The sequence below is a fragment of the Pseudochryseolinea flava genome, from assembly GCF_003286915.1.
GTDB lineage: Bacteria > Bacteroidota > Bacteroidia > Cytophagales > Cyclobacteriaceae > Ohtaekwangia > Ohtaekwangia flava.
In genome coordinates this window covers 565,296-585,998 of the sequence record NZ_QMFY01000002.1, presented here as the reverse complement: position 1 = coordinate 585,998, position 20,703 = coordinate 565,296, and the positions used below count along the sequence as shown (strand labels likewise).

Annotated in this window: 17 protein-coding genes; 6 read left to right on the top strand and 11 right to left on the bottom strand. The window is 45.1% G+C overall.

Annotation, left to right across the window (positions count from 1 at the left end):
- The 4 genes from DQQ10_RS07620 to DQQ10_RS07605 form a co-directional block, all read left to right on the top strand.
- The coding region (locus tag DQQ10_RS07620) for a tandem-95 repeat protein (RefSeq protein ID WP_112746216.1) at positions 1-4,730 on the top strand (4,730 nt) is incomplete at its 5' end.
- Between the two features lie 30 nt (positions 4,731-4,760).
- Positions 4,761-5,816 (top strand): PorP/SprF family type IX secretion system membrane protein, encoded by a 1,056-nt coding sequence (locus tag DQQ10_RS07615; protein WP_112746215.1) that lies wholly within the window; start codon positions 4,761-4,763, stop codon positions 5,814-5,816.
- A 494-nt stretch (positions 5,817-6,310) separates the two neighbouring features.
- Positions 6,311-8,689 (top strand): TonB-dependent receptor, encoded by a 2,379-nt coding sequence (locus DQQ10_RS07610; protein ID WP_112746262.1) that lies wholly within the window; start codon positions 6,311-6,313, stop codon positions 8,687-8,689.
- A gap of 144 nt (positions 8,690-8,833) precedes the next feature.
- Entirely contained in the window at positions 8,834-9,511 is a 678-nt protein-coding gene (locus tag DQQ10_RS07605) for a 3-keto-disaccharide hydrolase (protein ID WP_112746214.1), read from the top strand.
- 3 nt (positions 9,512-9,514) lie between these two features.
- Here the strand turns inward: DQQ10_RS07605 and DQQ10_RS07600 are convergent, their stop codons facing one another.
- The 4 genes from DQQ10_RS07600 to DQQ10_RS07585 form a co-directional block, all read right to left on the bottom strand.
- Positions 9,515-10,744, bottom strand: a complete 1,230-nt coding sequence (locus DQQ10_RS07600; RefSeq protein WP_112746213.1) for an RNA polymerase sigma factor — start codon at positions 10,742-10,744, stop codon at positions 9,515-9,517.
- A gap of 3 nt (positions 10,745-10,747) precedes the next feature.
- Positions 10,748-11,101 (bottom strand): YciI family protein, encoded by a 354-nt coding sequence (locus DQQ10_RS07595; protein ID WP_112746212.1) that lies wholly within the window; start codon positions 11,099-11,101, stop codon positions 10,748-10,750.
- Positions 11,102-11,299: 198 nt separating this feature from the next.
- Positions 11,300-11,752, bottom strand: a complete 453-nt coding sequence (locus DQQ10_RS07590) for a hypothetical protein (protein ID WP_112746211.1) — start codon at positions 11,750-11,752, stop codon at positions 11,300-11,302.
- Positions 11,749-12,198: a universal stress protein gene (locus tag DQQ10_RS07585; RefSeq protein WP_112746210.1), complete on the bottom strand. Its 450-nt coding sequence runs from the start codon at positions 12,196-12,198 to the stop codon at positions 11,749-11,751. Before DQQ10_RS07585 ends, DQQ10_RS07590 begins: the two co-directional genes overlap by 4 nt.
- A gap of 118 nt (positions 12,199-12,316) precedes the next feature.
- On the opposite strand from DQQ10_RS07585, the gene DQQ10_RS07580 reads away from it, so the two are divergent.
- Positions 12,317-13,546, top strand: coding sequence for a PAS domain-containing sensor histidine kinase (locus DQQ10_RS07580; protein ID WP_165823840.1), 1,230 nt, complete (start codon positions 12,317-12,319; stop codon positions 13,544-13,546).
- 6 nt (positions 13,547-13,552) lie between these two features.
- Positions 13,553-14,611, top strand: coding sequence for a response regulator (locus DQQ10_RS07575; RefSeq protein WP_112746208.1), 1,059 nt, complete (start codon positions 13,553-13,555; stop codon positions 14,609-14,611).
- A 17-nt stretch (positions 14,612-14,628) separates the two neighbouring features.
- Here DQQ10_RS07575 and DQQ10_RS27870 read toward each other — a convergent pair whose 3' ends face one another.
- From DQQ10_RS27870 to ccoN, 7 genes are read right to left on the bottom strand one after another with little or no spacing between them, the layout of a single operon-like run.
- Positions 14,629-14,778, bottom strand: coding sequence for a hypothetical protein (locus tag DQQ10_RS27870; protein WP_165823839.1), 150 nt, complete (start codon positions 14,776-14,778; stop codon positions 14,629-14,631).
- Positions 14,766-15,449 carry a sulfite exporter TauE/SafE family protein gene (locus DQQ10_RS07570; protein ID WP_112746207.1) on the bottom strand — a complete coding sequence of 228 codons (684 nt, stop codon included), beginning with the start codon at positions 15,447-15,449 and terminating at the stop codon, positions 14,766-14,768. Before DQQ10_RS07570 ends, DQQ10_RS27870 begins: the two co-directional genes overlap by 13 nt.
- A gap of 1 nt (position 15,450) precedes the next feature.
- Positions 15,451-15,876 (bottom strand): FixH family protein, encoded by a 426-nt coding sequence (locus DQQ10_RS07565; protein ID WP_165823838.1) that lies wholly within the window; start codon positions 15,874-15,876, stop codon positions 15,451-15,453.
- A gap of 1 nt (position 15,877) precedes the next feature.
- Positions 15,878-17,299, bottom strand: coding sequence for a cytochrome c oxidase accessory protein CcoG (gene ccoG, locus DQQ10_RS07560; protein WP_112746205.1), 1,422 nt, complete (start codon positions 17,297-17,299; stop codon positions 15,878-15,880).
- A gap of 37 nt (positions 17,300-17,336) precedes the next feature.
- Positions 17,337-18,254 (bottom strand): cbb3-type cytochrome c oxidase N-terminal domain-containing protein, encoded by a 918-nt coding sequence (locus DQQ10_RS07555; protein WP_112746204.1) that lies wholly within the window; start codon positions 18,252-18,254, stop codon positions 17,337-17,339.
- Positions 18,251-18,451 carry a hypothetical protein gene (locus DQQ10_RS07550; protein ID WP_112746203.1) on the bottom strand — a complete coding sequence of 67 codons (201 nt, stop codon included), beginning with the start codon at positions 18,449-18,451 and terminating at the stop codon, positions 18,251-18,253. The genes DQQ10_RS07555 and DQQ10_RS07550 overlap by 4 nt, the downstream gene beginning before the upstream one ends.
- Positions 18,452-18,482: 31 nt before the next feature.
- The gene (ccoN, locus tag DQQ10_RS07545; RefSeq protein WP_112746202.1) at positions 18,483-20,630 is read right to left on the bottom strand and encodes a cytochrome-c oxidase, cbb3-type subunit I; all 2,148 of its coding nucleotides are present in this window, start codon (positions 20,628-20,630) and stop codon (positions 18,483-18,485) included.
- Positions 20,631-20,703 lie beyond the last annotated feature (73 nt).

Here is a 20,703-nt window from a genome sequence, read left to right as displayed (position 1 = left end):
CAGTTCGTGATAACACAGGGGCTACTTCAAATACAGCGACACTTGCAATAACAGTGAATGCTGTGAATGATGCACCAGTGGCAGTGAATGATGCTGCGACAACAAACGAAGACGTAGTTGCTACGATTAACGTAACGACTAATGATACAGATGTCGACGGCAATGCCACAATCGACGTTGCTACTGTAGACTTAGATCCAGCAACAGCGGGCATTCAAAATACATTCAGTAACGCATCAGGCTCATGGAGCGTATCAGCTACAGGAGTTGTTACTTACACACCGACAGTGAACTTCAACGGTGCAGCTTCAGTGACTTACACAGTTCGTGATAATACAGGTGCTACTTCAAATGCGGCGACACTTGCAATCACAGTGAATGCTGTAAACGATGCGCCAGTGGCTAACAACGACGCGGCTACAACGAATGAAGATGTCGTTGCTACAATCAACGTAACGACCAACGATACCGATGTTGACGGCAATGCCACAATCGACGTTGCTACTGTAGACTTAGATCCAGCGACAGCAGGCATCCAAAATTCATTCAACAACGCATCAGGCTCATGGAGTGTAGCGGCTACTGGTGTCGTGACTTACACACCGACAGCGAACTTCAATGGTGCAGCCTCTGTGACTTACACAGTTCGCGATAACACGGGTGCTACTTCAAACACAGCAACGCTTGCAATCACGGTAAATCCAGTGAACGATGCGCCAGTGGCTAACAACGACCTTGCCACGACGAATGAGGATGTTGTTACTACAATCACCGTAACGACCAATGATACTGATGTGGATGGTAATGCTACCATAGATCCATCAACAGTCGACTTAGATCCAGCGACAGCCGGTATCCAAAATACTTTCAGCAACGCATCCGGCTCATGGAGCGTATCAGCTACAGGAGTTGTTACTTACACACCGACAGCGAACTTCAACGGTGCAGCTTCGGTGACTTACACAGTTCATGATAATACAGGTGCTACTTCAAACACAGCAACGCTTGCAATCACAGTGAATGCTGTGAACGATGCGCCAGTCGCTAACAACGACGCAGCTACGACGAATGAAGATGTAGTTGCTACGATTAACGTAATAACGAACGATACAGATGTTGATGGAAATGCAACAATCGACGTTGCTACCGTTGACTTAGATCCAGCAACAGCGGGCATTCAAAATACATTCAGTAACGCATCAGGCTCATGGAGCGTATCAGCTACAGGAGTTGTTACTTACACACCGACAGTGAACTTCAACGGTGCAGCTTCAGTGACTTACACAGTTCGTGATAATACAGGTGCTACTTCAAACACAGCAACACTTGCAATCACGGTTAATCCAGTGAACGATGCGCCAGTTGCTGTGAATGATGCTGCGACAGGAAACGAAGATGTGGTTGCTACGATCAACGTTACGACTAACGATACAGATGTCGATGGTAATGCAACCATAGATCCATCAACCGTCGACCTAGATCCAGCAACAGCGGGAATTCAAAATACATTCAGTAACGCGTCAGGCTCATGGAGCGTAGCGGCTACTGGTGTAGTGACGTACACACCGACAGCGAACTTCAATGGTGCAGCCTCTGTGACTTACACAGTTCGTGATAATACAGGTGCTACTTCAAATGCGGCGACACTTGCAATCACAGTGAATGCTGTGAACGATGCGCCAGTTGCGAACAACGATGCGGCCACGACTAATGAAGATGTAGTTGCTACAATAAACGTAACGACTAATGATACTGATGTGGATGGTAATGCTACCATAGATCCATCAACAGTCGACTTAGACCCAGCGACAGCCGGAGTTCAAAATACCTTCAGCAATGCATCAGGCTCATGGAGCGTAGCAGCTACCGGTGTTGTGACGTACACACCGACGGCAAACTTCAACAGTGCCGCTTCAGTGACTTACACAGTTCGTGATAATGCCGGTGCCACTTCAAATATAGCAACGCTCGCAATCACGGTTAACTCTGTGAACGATGCGCCAGTGGCAGTAAATGATGTCGACATGACTAATGAAGATACCAACGGCGTGTTTGTCGTCATTGCCAACGATACGGATGCAGACGGTACAATTGACCCTACATCCGTTGATCTTGACCCTGCTACCGCAGGAATTCAGAATATGGTAACCAATTCGTCAGGTACGTGGAGTGTTGATGCTACCGGCACGATAACGTACGCGCCTACGCTCAACTTCAACGGCGCGGCTTCTGTGAGTTATACTGTGCGCGATAATTTAGGTGCTGCATCTAATATCGGAACGCTGAATGTAACGGTTAACGCGGTCAATGATGCTGCAGTTGCTGTAGCCGACTCACCAACAACTTTAGAAGATACGTCGATCACGTTTAATCCGACGACAAATGATAGCGACGTTGATGGTACTATCAATGTATCGACGGTCGACCTTGATCCATCAGTAGGAGGAATACAAACGACGATAACGACCACCGAGGGAACTTGGACAGTGGATGCGCTCGGTAACGTAACGTACACGCCGGCACTGAATTTCAACGGTATGGCTACTGTTCAGTATACAGTCAACGACAATGTTGGCGCAACGTCCAATGCCGTGTCTATCTCAGTGCTTGTAACAACCGTAAATGATGCCGCTGTGGCTGTCAACGATGCGCCGGTAACAGACGAAGATACAGCGATCACATTCCCAGTTACGGCAAACGATATCGATGTTGATGGTACTGTAGATCCGTCAACGATCGACCTTGATCCTGCAACTGCCGGTATTCAGAATACGACCTCGACTTCGCAGGGCACATGGTCTGCAGATGCATCGGGTAATGTAACGTTCACGCCAGCATTAAATTTCAATGGAACAGCAATGGTAAACTATACGGTGCGCGATAATGGCGGTGCAACGTCTAATGCCGCAGCGTTGGTCGTGACTGTAAATCCGGTGAACGACCCTGCGGTGGCGGTCGCAGATAATCCATCAACAGATGAGGATACCGCATTGACGTTTAACGTGGCTTCAAATGATACAGACGTAGATGGTACGGTTGATCCTGCGACGATAGACTTGGATATTACAACGCCAGGTATTCAAAATACAGTGACGACAACATCGGGAACATGGGTTGTTGACGCAATTGGTAATGTTACGTTTACGCCGACAAATAATTTTAACGGTACGGCTACTGTTTCTTATACCGTGAATGACGACGGCGGCGCAACCTCTTTGCCTGGAACAATCTCTGTGACGGTCAATACGATCAATGATGCTCCGTTGGCGATGGGTGACAATTTCATAACGGACGAAGATACTCCAGCGAGCATTAACGTAACATCGAACGATACGGACGCAGATGGAACAGTGTCTGGAAATTCAGTCGACCTCGATGACGCAATACCGGGTATTCAGAGTACACGGGTAGTCGATGAGGGTACGTGGACTGTTGACGCTACCGGTAATGTGTCATTCGTACCTGCACTTAACTTCAACGGAAATGTGTCTGTGAGCTATACCGTGAACGATAATGACGGCGCTGTTTCGAATCCAGTAACGATTTCATTGACGATCAATCCGGTGAATGATCAACCCGTAGTTGCTGACACAGAAGTGACCGCGACACAAGGACTCGCGGTAGCAGGGAATATGCTGATCGGTGCTGTAGACCCTGATGGAACAGCCTTGATCATCAACATGACGCCTGTGAGCGGACCATCGCATGGATCATTTATAATCAACGCGTCTGGAAACTTTGTGTACACGGCTGATCCGGGCTATACAGGAACAGATGAAATTCAGATTGAAGTGTGTGATCAAGGGTTACCATTACCTGCTAGTTGCGTGACTACTACCATTACCATCGATGTTGTTACAAACCAGGCACCGGTAGTAAGTGAGAAGTCACCTGCTGTAAATGAGGACACTGCACTCAACGGAAATGTGATTGGTGTTGGTGATGCCGATCCTGAGGGTTCGATCATTCAAGTGACGACAACACCAGTAACAGGGCCGTTTCACGGAACGATAGTGATCGGTGTAAACGGAGGATATACGTATACGCCGAATGAAAACTTCAACGGAAAAGATTCAGTCGAGGTACGCGTGTGCGATTCGAATCCTACGCCGGCATGTACCACAACATGGATTAAGATTTTGGTCAATGAAGTGAACGATGCACCGATGGTTATCAACGATGCTATTTCAATTCCAATCAATACACAAGCTGAAGGCAACATCCTCGACAACAACATGGATGTAGATGGCACAACCCTCAACGTAAGTGAAACACTTGAAAAAGAACCAGTGCATGGAACGATTTCATTCGATGAGTTCGGAAACTATGTATATACGCCAGATAAAGATTTCGTGGGTATCGAGGAAATAGTATTCCAGGTGTGCGATAGTGGATTGCCGCTGCCGGGAATTTGTACAGCCGATACTTTGACCATAGCGGTGGTAGACGAAAATGCAGGTGAGGTCTTCATTCCAGAAGGGTTCTCGCCAAATGGTGATAACAACAACGATACGTTTGTGATTGGTTATCGTGGTGCGGAAGCGATACAACTCGAAGTATTTAACCGATGGGGTAACCTCGTGTACAAGAATAACAACTATCAGAATGATTGGAGAGGTACGGCGATGTACGGTATTGTTCTCGGTGGCGAGCTTCCCGACGGAACATACTTCTACAAAGTGAAGGTCGGAAATTTCAATCAGGTAAAATCATTCACCATTCAACGATAAATAGTTGCTCAACGCAAATACAAATCTGTTATGAAGAATTTGTTTAAAGTTTTCGCGGTAGCATGTGTTCTCTTTTCGAGTGATCTTTTCGCGCAACAAGATCCCATGTATTCCCAATACATGTTCAACATGCTTCCAATAAATCCTGCCTATGCAGGTAGTCGCGAGATGCTGAGCGTTACGGCGATGTATCGAAAGCAATGGGTTGGGATAGAAGGTGCACCGACCACGTTCACGTTCTCGGCCGATACACCGATTCGTAATCAGCGGATGGCGCTCGGGTTGAATTTGGTGAGCGATCAAATTGGTATCGCAAAAACACTGACCATCAATGCGTGCTATGCATATCGAATTCAGTTTACAAACGGCGGACTTCTTTCTTTGGGTCTACAAGCGGGATTGAATCAATATCGTGCTGATTATAGTTCGGTTGTCACCTCTCAGAATTTTGGTGGCCCCATGGATAACGCCTTTGCTGGATCTGTAAGTAGTATGTTTCCAAATTTTGGTTTTGGTGCTTACTACTATACCGATAAATTTTATGTTGGTGTTGCCTCTCCGAAAATGATTAAGAATAATTTGAATGGAGAGAACAATCCAACGATCGATTTTACAAGTTATCCGAACAGACAAAATCGTCACTTGTTCATCACATCAGGTTACACTTTCGAGCTGAATCAAGATTGGGATCTGAAACCTTCTACCTTGATTAAAGGTGTTCATGGCGCGCCATTGGAGTTTGATATCAATGTGAATGCTTGGTGGAAAAAGAAAGTAGGAGGAGGTCTTTCCTACAGAACAGCCGATGCGATTCTTGCGATGGTGCAATTTCAAGTGAAGCCCGAACTTCAATTTGGTTATGCGTACGACATGACGGTGTCAGGCTTATCGGGCACCAACAGCGGAAGTCATGAAGTGATGCTTCGATATGAGCCACATGCAAAGAAGCATGCCAATAAAGCACGTTTCAATGGCGGTAAAAAGAAGGCATTCAACAGTCGCGGGAAGAACTCCTTTAGAAAAAAATCAAACTTTAAGCGGAAGAAATCCTTCAGTAAACGCAGTCGAAAGCCGCGTAGAAGATAAACTAATTGTCGTACCCTAATTTAACCCTATGGAGGCCGTTCTGAAAAGGATGGCCTCTTCGTTTTTAGCGACGCATCTGAAGGTATTGCGCACGCAAAAATGTGTAGTCTTTCGGTAGTGATGGTACAGTGGCGGTCCAATGAAGCTGGCTTGCGTTGTACCCTGTGAGTACCGGATGAGTACAGGATGAGTATAGGATGAGTACAGGATAAGCACAAGATATGTATAGGATTCAGCTAGCGTTCTTGGGCAGAGACTAGTCATGGTCTATGCCTAACAAATGAAGAAGACGTTGTTTTTCGGTTAGAAAGCGGAAACGATTGAATTGCAAAACAACGGCGGATACCTTCACCCATGACGGTGAATCGCATAACCTCTAGAGGGTATACACCTTGCCCTACACAGGGTAAATTGAGATACAAATGTTTGAACTACGATTAAACGGGCACATATTTGTGCAATTTAGAATGAATCTAAAGAGAACAACGCACAATATGAGAAGCAAAATTCTACTAGTAATCGCATTATTAATGTCTGTTCTGGCCTACGGTCAGAGCAATAAAGGAAGTCTGAAGGGGACGATCAAAACCTCCGATGGACAACCTGCTTATATGGTTTCGGTTGCCTTGAAAGGCACATCGAAAGGAACAACCACCAATCATGAGGGTAACTACGAGATCAAAAACATAGAAGCCGGAACTTACACGTTGGTGACGTCATTTGTCGGGCTTGAAACAAAAGAAATTCAAGTAGAAGTTGTAGCGGGTAAGGTCACGCAAGTTGAAGGCGTGGAGCTTGCCGAAAGTGCGCAAGAGCTTAGTCAAGTTGTAGTGTTGGCAACGCGCGATGTGTACACAACGACAGAGCCATCGTCTTCACTGAGATTGGGTGCTCCATTAATCGAGACACCACAGAACATTCAAGTGGTAACACCGGCAATGTTGAAAGATCAGCAGGTTGTTAGTATGAGTGATGGTTTGGTACGCAACGTAAGCGGAGCTGTTAGATTAGACCACTGGGGTGATCTCTATACAAACATTTCATCACGCGGTTCACAAGTACAAGCTTTCCGTAATGGATTTAACGTAGCGGCATCGTATTGGGGACCACTCACAGAAGAAATGAGCTTCGTAGATCATATCGAGTTTGTAAAGGGACCTGCAGGATTTATGTTATCGAGTGGAGATCCTAGCGGTCTTTATAACGTGGTGACCAAAAAGCCTAGCGGACAAAACAAACGTGAAGTTTCGTTGACCTACGGAAGTTTCAATTTACTCCGCGGTACGGTAGATGTCGATGGTAAGTTCACCGACAAGCTCTTGTATCGTTTGAACCTCGCAGCAAAGAAATCAGAATCACACCGTGACTTCGAGCATAACGATCGTTATGTGGTAGCGCCTGTGTTGTCTTACCATTTTTCACCGAGAACAAAGTTGACAGGCGAGTATACTTATCAACGCGCTAAGATGAGTGACGTGGGATCATATTATGTATGGTCGGCAACGGGGTATGGAACATATCCAGTAGGCTTCACGATGATGCCAAAGGATCTTCCGGATACAAAGATCGACGATCACAGCGTATTCCTAACGTTTGAGCATGGCTTCAACGACAAGTGGAAGTTTACTGTGCAGGGCTCGTACTTTAACTACGGCCAAGACGGAACCTCGATGTGGCCATGGGTTGTTGCACCGAATAGTCAAGCGATTCGAGGTGTAGGTTTGTGGCAAGCCGAGAGTGAGATGCTGATGGCGCAAGGCTTTCTTAACGGTGAGTTTTCAACCGGATCGATCAATCATAGAATATTGGTTGGCGTAGACGTAGCCGATAGAGAATACCTTGCTGACTTTTATCAAAGTAAGCCGTTGGATACCGAAGCTCAACCTTTCGATCCCAATAACCCTAACTATGGAACTCCGCCGGCAGGTTGGCCTCAATTTGACACAGAGTTACCTTTGGACGAACGTGATGCTGTTGGTGCGATCAACCAAAACTACAATTCATACTATGTTCAAGATGAGCTTGGATTCTTTCACAACAAGTTAAGATTGACGCTAGCCGGACGTTACACGAGCATCAGCCAGTGGACATACGGTAGCCGTGGTTTTCAACGTGCCTATAAGCTCTCACCACGTGCTGGCCTGAGTTATTCAATCGATTCTCAAAATTCTGTTTATGCCTTGTATGACCAGGCATTTACGCCGCAGAATGGCCGACTATCAAACGGTGATGAAGTGAAACCGCTTACCGGTAATAATGTCGAAGTTGGTTACAAGCGTGATTGGTTTGGTGGAAAGTGGAGCACAACCATTGCAGCATATAATATCATCAAAGAGAATGAGCTGACCAGCGATCCAGATTCTGCGTATAACTTGAACTACAATCTTGAGATCGGACAAAAAAGATCAAGAGGTATTGAGTTTGATATCAAAGGAAATATTGCGAAAGGATTTAGCTTGATCGCGAACTATGCGTTAACAGATTCACGCGTATCGAAGCCTGGTAATGCAGCTGCTGTGTTCAAAGAAAATCAGATTGTTCCAAGTTACGCAAAGCATGTTGCCAACGTTTGGTTGACTTATAAAATCAGTAATGGTGTTTTGAAAGGAGCTGGTGTTCAGGCTGGATTTACGTTGCTTGCAGATCGGTATACTTATTGGGATGCGCCACCAAATGGTGAAGAGTTACCAACATATTTCAAACTTGACGGTGGTATATTCTGGGGCAATGAAAAACTTAAGATCACCGCGAATGTGTTTAATATTCTTGACGAATATCTTTATTCTGGATCTTACTATGCGTACCTCAGCGCATTCTACTATCAAACTGATCCGCCAAGAAACGCACGTATCAGTGTAAGCTATTCGTTCTAAGGAAATTTAAAGAGAAGTTAAAATGAGAAAATCTTCATCATGAAAATGGTGGAGATTTTTTTTGTCAAGCTTTTGAAATAAATCTTACCCTATTTTCTGCGGTTGTCTTTCTTCTTATTTTCAGGTTCAACAATCTTCGAAACTATGAAGCTCCTGTCGTTTATTATCATCTTAAGTTGTTTTTCGGCCATTCCCGTGCAGAAAAACAAATCGTTTAGCTTATTCAACGGCAAGGATTTATCAGGCTGGCATGCAGATGTACCTGCACTTGATGATGATCCGCATGGTAAGAAACCTTTTGTTGTTCGCGATGGTATGCTGGTCAGTTTGGGAACACCAGGAGGTCACTTGATTACCGATAAATCCTACAGCAACTATACGCTTGAAGTCGAATATCGATTTACAAATGTGCCAGGTAACTGTGGTGTATTGGTGCATGCGAGTACGCCGCGATACCTTTATGCCATGTTTCCGAAGTCAATGGAAATACAAATGATGCATGAGAACGCTGGTGATTTTTGGTGCATAGGAGAGGATATTACGGTGACAGACATGGAAAGTAGGCGCGGTCCGAAAGAGAACTGGGGTACGGTAGATGGTAAATCACGTCGTATCATCAATCTGACCGATAATGCTGAAAGTCCTTTGGGTGAATGGAATTCCATGGTCATAGAGTGTAGAGCCTCATCCATCAAAGTTTGGGTAAACGATATTCTTGTCAATGAAGGAACAGCATGCACGACAACGCAAGGACAGATCGCGCTGCAGGCGGAAGGTTCTGAAGTTGAGTTTAAAAAGATTATGCTTACGCCGTTGCAATAACACTTACGAAGCTACTACACCGTTTAGCTTTCGTTGAATCGATTGACGATCGCGCTGTGTCTTTGCTAACGTGAGGGCGCGTTCAAAGTGCAACTTCGCTTTCTCGCCATCAAGTGGTCTGTAAAGCTCACCCAGTAATACAAAATAGAATAGATTCTCTTCAAGCTTTAATTTTTCGGCTTCAACAATCGCGGTTGCATTTCCTTTTACTTGTGCTAGCGCAAAGGTACGATTCATCGCCGCGATAGGAGAGTATTCAACTGTTAAAAGCTGATCGTAGAGTGTTAAAATATTCTGCCATTTCTCCTCGGCATTTTCCTTTCGCGTGTACCAATACGCAATCGCTGCCTCGAGATGATATCGCGATACCGTATTTCCGGTGCTTGCCTCATGAAGGTAACGCGTGCCTTCAGCGATCAACGCCATATCCCAAAGGGTAGTATCTTGTTCTTCGTAGAAAATTAACGCTCCTGAATGATCGGTTCTCGCTTTCAAACGTGATGCTTGAAAACACATTAACGCGAGGAGTGCATTTGTTTCTGGACGGCACGTTTCGTTAGATAAGGTTAGTAAATGTGCAAGTCGCATTGCTTCAAAACAAAATTCTTCATTCACGAGGCGTTCGTTATTCTCGGAGTAATACCCTTCGCTGAAGAGTAGGTATAGCGTGATCAATACGGCGTCTAGCCGTGTGATGAGTGTATTTCCCTCAGGAAATTCAAGTGTCACGTTGGCGTTTCGAAATTTGTCTTTGGCGCGCGAAAGTCTTTTATTGATCGTGTCGCGGCTGGTCAAAAATGCCGTTGCAATTTCATCAATACCAAACCCGCAGAGTATACGAAGTGCCAATGCGATTTGAGATTCTTTTGGAAGCGTGGGATGACATATCGCAAAGATCATTCTTAACTGACTGTCTTGAATATTATCCTCTGATAAGTCAAGCGTGATGGAACAATCGTTCATGTCCGTCCACGCCGTGAGTACGTTGGCTTCATACGTTTGCCGGCGAAGCAACAGGTTAAATGCTTTATTTTTCGCAACAGTGTATAGCCATGCCGTTGGTTTTTCAGGGATGCCTTCGAACGGCCAAGTTTGCATAGCTTTTAAAAAACTATCGCTTGCGATATCTTCAGCGTGATCGATAAATGTAACGCCGAAATGTTTACAGAGTACAGCAACAATTTTGCTGTACTCTGTTCTGAACAAATTCGGTATGAGCTGATCTTGTTTCATTGCTCAATGAAGTCCGTCGCCTTTAGCAAGCATGCGAACTTCCACGGTATTGCCATCACCAACAAGCACGGGACAACCTTTTGCAAATGCAACGGCTTCATTAACATCGTCTGCTTTCACAATGATGTAACCTCCCAAGGTTTCTTTGATGTCGCCGTATGGCCCGTTCGTTACCACGCCTTTGTGACCCACAATTTTAGCGTCATCGAATAGTAGTCCATTACCACCGACAAATTTGTGCTGCGCCGAAATGCCCGCAATCCAATCCATGGTTTCTTTCATCCATTGTTGGATTTGTTCCGGGGAAGCCACCTTTTTTCCATCCTCGTGCCGAAAAATCAACATAAACTCTTTCATCGTTTTAGATTTTAGTGAAGTAATTATTTACATCGCTATGACAATCGAGATTGCCGGAATAGGACATCGAAACAAAATTAAATTTAACGAAACAGGCAAGACAAGGCAATGGAACACACACGGACAACCGAAGATGGTTATGAAATGTGTAATACGCGCACTGAGCACGCGGCATCACGGAAATGGTAAAGTCTTATTTTATTTCTGCGCGACGCGATTCATTACGCCCAAGACGATCAGGGCAACGACCTTCATCGCTTCAAACGCAATAAAATAGAAGTGTAAGTTGGAAGCAGGTGGTGTTTGTCCTGCTGTGTACAGGTCAATGCGCGCACTCAACGCGGGCAATAACCAAAATGTTTGGATCAACAGAATGACAGTGATCACAATATAAATCAACAATGATTTGCTTCGAAATAAATTTCCGACGATGAAGAAGATCCAAATGAAAACACTCAACGTAATTTCTACACGATTAAGCGCAGCAAATACAATTTTGCCAACCGATAGCCCTAACGTTAATGTCATGCCTGGTGCCTGAAATTTTAGCCAGGCTTCCATGAAACTGATCGCACAAACAAATCCAATCCATAGGAAAGTCAAATTGGCGATCCAACTTGTGCTCAATTGTTTACGTGATGCTGTTGTCATAATGATTCGATCGATGCTTTCACAGCGCTTTCTTCAGGAATAATGGTGACGGGCACCTTTAAATTTTCAATGAGATGTTCAAGCGACATGCCGTTGCTGTCATTGATTGTTCGTGCTTGATCTTGGCCGATGATTACCATAGCGACGTCATGGCGACGTACAAAAGAACCGATGATGTATCCGGCAAAACCAATCTCGGGTTTGAATTCGAAAGGAATGGAGTCTAGTGCTGGAATATTGTTTTTGAACGCACCGAAATTGGTGAAGGCTTGTTGCTCTAGATTTGCCCGAAGTTTACTGGCATCGGCATGGTTGCCTTGCGTGATCAGTCGATAGGGAAACAGAATGGACAGGTAAGCCTTCTGCGCCTTTGCGAGGTCTGCCGCGAAACGCAATACCTGAAGCGTCGGTTCTGTTAGGTCGATTACACAGAGAATGGTCCTCATAACATTAAGTATTCTACAAATTTAAAGGTCCCTTAACCCTAAAATGACGATGGTGGTCAGCGGGAGGACTGATTTTTGTCAGGCGTTTTTTATATTGAAGGCGTTATGTTTGATTATTATGCCATTTCTCGCTAACGAAACCTTCCGTCAAATCTTTCAGAGCTCAGTGGAGGCTATTATCATGGTCGATCGCGATGGTCGCATTTTGCTTGCCAATCCGGTGTCCGAGCGGATGTTCGGGTATGAGAAGGACATGCTTCGCGGTCTCTTGGTCGAAGATTTATTGCCAGAAAGTGTTCGGTCACGGCATGTAAAATACCGGGAAGGATTTACGGCGCATCCGGAGCCACGGCCTATGGGTATGGGGCGGGATCTTGTAGCACGACGAAACGACGGTTCGACATTTCCTGTGGCGGTAAGTTTGAGTCACACCAATATCGAAGGCGAATTGCTTGTGATGGCATTCATCAGCGATGTGAGCGAGCGAAAGAAACAGGAAGAAGCATTGCGGCGAAGTGAAGAACAACTCTTGGTCTATGCGTCGGAGTTGGAAAAGAAAGTTCAGTCGCGCACGGAAGACCTTAATGCAACGATTCACGCCTTGGAGAAAGAGGTGATCGAACGGAAACGTGCAGAAGAAGATGCGCATAAGGCGCTTGATCGTGAGCGCGAGCTTAATGAGCTGAAATCAAAATTCGTCTCGATAGCCTCGCATGAGTTTAGAACGCCACTGAGCACCATCATGAGTTCGGCGTCACTCATTAAGCAGTACAATGAGCGACAAGAAGGAGAAAAAGTTGACAAACACGTGCTGCGTATAAAATCTTCGGTAAATCACCTGACAGGTATTCTAAATGATTTTCTGTCGTTGGGCAAACTCGAAGAAGGGAAAGTCGAAATGGTAAAGGAAAACTTTGTGTTGAATGATTTTCTTCATGAAGTAAAAGAAGAACTAACGCCGACGCTCAAACATGGACAATCGCTCATGGTAAACGAGATTCCATCCGTTGTAGTCAACAGCGATCAGCGCATTTTGCGAAATATTTTGTTCAATCTTATTTCCAATGCGAGTAAATATTCTGAAGAAGAAAAGTCTATTTCGGTGACCTGCTCCATTGAGAATATGCATATTAATTTTCTCATACGCGACGAAGGTATCGGTATTCCGGAGGAAGATCAGAAACACATGTTCGATAGATTTTTCCGTGCGAGCAATGCTGGTAACATTCAAGGCACAGGCTTAGGACTTAATATCGTTCGGCGATATGTGGAACTCTTAAATGGTAAAATTTCCTTTTCAAGTACCTATGGAAAAGGCAGTGTTTTTAAAGTTGTTATACCCATGTGATAGAATATGAAGAAGATTTTATTGATTGAGGATAATCACGAAGTACGTGAAAACACAAGTGAAATATTATCGCTTGCCAGTTACAATGTAGTGACCGCTGAAAACGGAAAAGTGGGCGTCGAGTTAGCACAGCGCGAGAATCCGGATTTAATCATCTGCGATATCATGATGCCGGAACTTGACGGTTATGGCGTGTTACATATTTTGAGTAAGAAGCCAGAAACGGCGAGCATACCATTCATCTTCCTCACGGCGAAGACCGAGAAGACTGATATTCGAAAGGGGATGAACCTCGGTGCCGACGATTATCTAACAAAGCCTTACGACGATACCGATCTGTTGAATGCGATCGAAGCGAGACTGCGCAAACATGAGATGCAGCAAAAGGTATATGAGTCTACATCGGAAGGATTGAATAACTTCATTCAAGACGCACGACGCGTATTGAACTTGAAAGATTTAGCGAAAGATCGGAAGGTGAAGTCGTTCAAAAAGAAATCAGAAATTTTTGCCGAGGGTGATACACCCATGAATGTATTTTTCATCCAGTCTGGTAATGTCAAAACATTTAAGTCACATCCCGATGGAAAAGAGTTGATCATGCATCTTTACCAGACAAATGATTTTTTTGGTTATGAACCGATATTAGAAAATGATGCCTATAAAGAATCGGCCGTAGCCATGCAGGATTGCGAGATTGTCGTTATCCCACGACACGATTTCTTGCTGATGATTCAAAGCCATCATGACGTTTCTTCTACCTTTATCAAGATGCTGTGCAAAAAAGTAAGTGAACGCGAAACACAGTTGCTTCACCTCGCTTATAATTCCGTTCGACAAAGAACAGCAGAAGCATTGTTAAAATCTGTTGCGCTGAAGGATGCTAAATCAGTGATCGCCATTTCACGCGAAGACTTAGCGAAAATCGTAGGCACTGCATCCGAATCTGTGATTCGTGTCCTATCAGACTTCAAAGATGATGGCCTCATCGAAATCGAATCCGGTAAGATAAAGATCCTTCATCCACAAAAACTTGAAAAAGTTGTGTTAGGTATTAGGTATTAGGTATTTAAGAATCCCAATTATCCAATGCCCAATACCGAAGCCCCAGTGCCCAATTCCCAATTACCCAATACCCAATACCAATACCCAATACCCAATACCCAAGCCCCAATGCCCAATTCCCAATACCCAATACCCAATACCCAATACCCAATACCTACCTCCCGCACACTACGATGTCTTCGCCAAGATGTTGTTTTGTATGGTGTTCATGTACCATTAATACACGGGCAATTAAGAGGCATCCGGAGATTACAAGCATTGCTGTTGTAACTTTTCGGAGGTTGAGATGGAAACGACGTACAAGAAATTGTAACATTCCTGCGGCACCTATCATGGCAGGCAGGGTGCCCAATCCGAAGATGATCATGAATGTTGCACTGCTTATCGGGTTTCCTAATGTCGAAGAAAAGGTGAGGGCGATAAATGTGAGTCCGCAGGGAAGCAAACCATTGAGTGCGCCTAGCAAGAGCGTTGTGAAAGTGTTTTTTCTTTTCAAGACCGCAGAAAAAGTAGTCTTTAACATCAGGCTAAGTTTGCCCAACGTTTTGGATATCAACGGAACTTGGACGTTGTTCATTCCGACGATGGCTGTTGTCAATAATAATATTCCGAGTACGATAGAAAAAGTATGTTGGAATGTGGAGAAGGGCAGAAGCCACCCAAATGTGCCGATCACGCCACCCAATAGCCCATACGTTAGAATGCGACCAAGATTATACGTTAGCTTGGTGATCAAAATGCGGCGACTACCGTTTGTAACAGCCATGGACAATGGACTACACATGCTGATGCAGTGCAGACTTCCTGTAAATCCCATGATGAGTGCAGTGACGAACATTTTACAGGTATATTATTTCTTCTTGATAGTGTTGTTTGCCACGTGTTGTCCACTGCAGTTTAGCCCGATACATTCCTTTTTGTAGCCCTTCCAGATCGAACTGAGAAACAGCTTCGGTTGCTTTTGAGAGATCATATCGGCGGTCCATTTTTTCATTCGCGGGACAGAATAATATCAAGGTTCCACTGTCGGGTTTGTTGTCGTGAAAGGAAACTTCCAGTTGGTTTTTGCGAATTACGATAGATGGCTTCTGCGTTAAGGATGCGGTGTTGTTTTCTTGTGCAATCCGTTCTTGGTATTGTAGTTCTTCTTTGTAGTAGTTTTTAGATACTAGACTTATATCTTGGCGCATGCATACAGTCACCAGTGTGGCGATGAAGCTTGCGAAAAGAATGAAGGCAACGATGATCCATTTTCCGATTGTCATACTATTTCTGGTTTGATAGAGGTCCGATGAATTTTGCTTTAATTGTCTCGATGTGTTTATCGTTGGCATAGACGTCCAGTGTAATAACCGTTTTTGCACTGGTGATTTGATCTGCCGGAATTTTGACGAAGTATATACTTTTGGAAAAGCCCTCTGGATTAAGGTTAATCTTTTTGCCGTCGGCTTTTTGAAGTACACCATCTTCGGGAGATACCAGGCGTAGTTCGATTGTCATGGCGTCGAACGTTTTATTGATCAGCTCGACGTTATACAAATTCGTGATGAAGTTTTCTTCACGCTGATATAATGTGCCGGGCACTTTCAGAATGGTCGCTTCTACATCAGAGCGCGTAATGAGAACGAAGCTTAAGATACCGATGAGTGCGGCGAGTACGACCGAATATCCAATAACACGATTGGAAATGATTTTTGTGATGCCGTCTGTGATACTTTGAAACGATGCAAAGCGAATGAGGCCAGTCGGTTTGCCGATTTTAATCATCACGTCGTCGCATGCATCGATGCAGGCCGTACAGTTAACGCATTCCATCTGTGTGCCATTACGAATGTCTATTCCTGTTGGACATACATGAACGCAGAGTTTGCAGTCAATGCAGTCGCCGGTATTTAAAGTGATGTTGCTTTTTTTGAGATGACCACGAGGTTCACCGCGGAGCCAGTCATACGCAACAACGATCGACTCTTTTGTAAGCAACACGCCCTGCAGTCTACCGTAAGGACACACCGCGATGCAGGCTTGTTCTCGAAACTTAGCGTAGATGCCGTAGAAAAGAGCCGTAAAAACGAGCAGTGTGATGAAGCCAGTGATGTTCTCTGCTGGTGTCTGGGTAACAATCTGAAATGTTTCATCAATGCCGATGATGTAGGCCATCACGGTATGTGCAATGATGATAGAGATTATCGCAAAGATGAAGTGCTTTGTTGTTTTCTTCCAAATTTTCTCGAAGGTCCATGGCGCTTGTGCGAGTCGTCTTTGTGCAGGTGCGTCACCTTCAATCCAATATTCGATTTTTCTGAACACCATTTCCATAAACAGTGTTTGAGGACACATCCACCCACACCATACGCGACCGAACACCACGGTGAAGAGGATGATGAAAACAAAGAACGTGATCAAAACGACAGCGAGTATGAAAAAGTCTTGTGGCCAGAATGCCTGACCAAAGAGGATGAATTTTCTTTCGATGATGTTGAAGAGAAAGAGGGGGTGACCGTTCATCTTCATGAAAGGGCCACCGAACAACAGCGCAAGTAGCACGACCGAAACCACGATTCTCCAGCGGTGATAGAACCCGGAAGGTTTCTTCGGATAAATCCAAACGCGCTTACCTTTTTCGTCTACCGTTGCGATACTGTCACGAAAAGTTTCTATGGGTTGTGCTGGTGTGTTGCCGTTGCTCATGATCTCATTCTCTTATCTAACACGTTTGGCAATTGTATTAAAGCGCTGCACTTCGTAATGTGTCCGAGGGTGCTGCTTGTATTACTTTTTCTCCCTGTGGCGCTTTGCCATTTTCTGGTTTGCTTCCCTGCAGACTCATGATAAAGAAAGTAACATCTCTTACCTTTTGCGGGCTCAGGGATTTTCCCCAAGCGGGCATTCCTTTATCGATAACACCGGCTTTAATCGTTGTGAATATTTCTTTAGCCTGCCCGCCGTGGAGCCAATACTCATCGGTAAGGTTAGGACCGATGGTATTACCACCGCCATCACCTCGGTGACATGCCCCGCAATTATTATCAACAAAAACGGCTTTTCCATTTTCGATGAGTTTCGCGTCGGCATTGTAAACCAATTTCTCGACATCGATTTGTTCTTGCGGCTGCGATGCTCTCAAGCGCTGTGCTTGCTGTTCTGCAACGACGAGTTCTGATTCATACTCTTCAGTTTGTAGCGGAAGGGAATCGGAAAGGTGGAAGACTACAATGTATATTACGCTCCAAGCAATCGTTCCATAAAAAAGGTACGTCCACCATGGCGGCAAGTGGTTGTCAAGTTCCTTGATGCCATCGTAGCTGTGGTGCATTTCAATAGAGCGTTCGTCGGCGACTGGCACAGAGGCGTTCATCTTTTGGGAGAGTCGTGCCCAGAAGCTGGGACGAGGAACGTACGTGTTTCCAAGCTTGAGCGCCTTCTCACGTTCGGCATCGGCTGTGAACATGTTTAGCGTTTTTACAACATACAGGATAGCGATCGAAACCAAAACGATGGTGATGATGAACATGATCAACACAACGTAGAGTGCGAAATGCGGGTGGCTGAACGGATCTTGCTTAAATGATTTTACAGCATCTCCTGCGAAAGAAGTTGTCGCAGTCATCATCATCATCAAAATACCAAAACATATTTTTTTCATAATGAACTATTGTTTGGATTCGCACTGGTTGAATCATTTCGATCTTCGATCGGAAGTTGTTTTAACTTGTCGATGAGTTTACGATCGGTTGTGAAAACCCATAAGAGTAAACACAAGAAGAAAATGAAGAATATGACAAACGAGATGACTGGCCAGATCTCGATGTTCTCTATACTTTGAAGCACGTTCTTGTACATGGTGAATTAGTTATCAGTTATCCGTTAATAGTTACTCTGCTTTTGATATTTCGGCTTTTTGCGTTAAGCTTTCTGCTTTAATGTCTGTTCCGAGTCGCTGCAAGTAGGCAATGAGTGCGATGATTTCTGCATCTTCCATTATTTCAATACCGTCGTTGCGTAGCGCAGTGGTAATGAGCTTGGCTTGTTTTTCAAGTTCGGCGTTGGCAATCTCCTCGTACCCTTCGCGGTAAGGAACTCCCACGGTTCGCAGTGCTGCAATCTTTCCAGCAGTTTCATCTTTGTCGATCACTTGCTCAAACAGCCAAGGATAGGCTGGCATGATAGAGCCGGTTGATACTGCATCAGGCGCAAGCATGTGATTGTAGTGCCAGCTATGCGAATATTTCTGTCCGATACGATGCAAGTCTGGTCCGGTTCGTTTTGATCCCCATAAGAACGGGTGATCGTAGACAAATTCACCGGCCTTTGAGTATTCGCCATATCGTTCAGTTTCCGAGCGGAATGGTCGTACCATTTGTGTGTGACAATTCACGCAACCCTCACGGATATAGATGTCGCGGCCATGAAGCTCAAGTGGCGTATAAGGCATCACGTTGGTGATCGTTGGTACATTTGATTTTATTAGAAATGTTGGGATCATTTCGATGAATCCACCGACGAGAATCGCGATCAGTGTGAGCACTGTAAACAACACGGGCTTGTGTTCTAACAATCTGTGATGCCAGCCTCCTGAGGTAGCGGTAAATGTTTTTGTAAGAGGTGCCGCTTCTGCTTCTTCATTCGCAATAAAGGATCCTGCATATGCCGTCTTTACGAGGTTGTACGTCATGATCACAGCGCCGATGAAGTACAACCCACCGCCTACTGCACGAAGGGCGTGAAGCGGAAGAATTTGTACGGTTGTCTCTAAGAAGTTTTTGTAAACTAGAAATCCCTCGGCATTAAACTCTTTCCACATCAAGCTTTGCACAACACCCGATACGTACATCGGAAGCGCATAGAAGATTATACCGAGTGTACCGAGCCAGAAATGTAGATTCGCCAGGCGTGTTGAGTGTAGCGATGTATTCCACATGCGCGGCACAAGCCAATAAAGGACGGCGAAGATCATGAAACCATTCCAGCCAAGTCCGCCGACGTGAACGTGAGCGACAATCCAGTCTGTAAAGTGTGCGATGGCATTCACGTTCTTCAGCGACAACAATGGACCCTCAAGGGTAGCCATACCATACGCTGTGATGGCAACGACCATGAATTTTAGTACGGCGTCTTCACGAACACGATCCCAGGCACCACGCAACGTCATGAGCCCATTGAGCATACCACCCCAAGATGGAGCGATCAACATGATGGAGAACACTACGCCGAGTGATTGTGCCCAATCAGGAAGTGATGTATAGAGTAGATGGTGAGGACCGGCCCAGATGTAGATGAATATGAGTGACCAGAAGTGGATGATCGAGAGACGATAAGAATAAACGGGTCTATTTGCTGCCTTGGGCAAGAAGTAGTACATCATTCCCAAGAAAGGTGTTGTCAAAAAGAATGCTACGGCGTTGTGGCCATACCACCATTGTACAAGTGCATCCTGAACACCAGCATACCATGAATAACTTTTCATGAAACCTACCGGGATGGAAAAGGAGTTTACGACGTGCAATACTGCAACCGTTACGAACGTAGCAATGTAAAACCAAATGGCAACATACATGTGGCGTTCGCGACGTTTGATGATGGTGCCGATCATGTTCCATCCAAATATTACCCAGATCACAGTGATGGCAATATCAATTGGCCATTCGAGTTCTGCATATTCTTTTGACGACGTGTAGCCCAGGGGTAGTGTAATGGCCGCCGCAAGGATAATGAGTTGCCATCCCCAGAAGTGAATCCAGCTTAGTGTATCACTGAGCATGCGTGTCTTTAGCAAGCGTTGCATAGAGTAATACACACCAGCGAACATCGCGTTGCCCACGAAGGCGAAAATGATGGCGTTCGTATGCAGTGGGCGAATCCTACCGAACGTCGTATACTGGGTGTCAAAGTTGAAGATAGGGTAGACGAGCTGTATCGCGGCGGTGAGTCCGACGAGCATTCCAACAAGCCCAAAGACTACCGTGGCGATCATGAACGCCTTTACAATTTTGTTGTCGTAGCTGAATTTTTCGATTTCCATAGCGTGCGCGGTCCTAAGTTTTTACTGCTGTAAAACTATCGCTGCGCATCGCGGCGGAAGATGACTGTTGTTG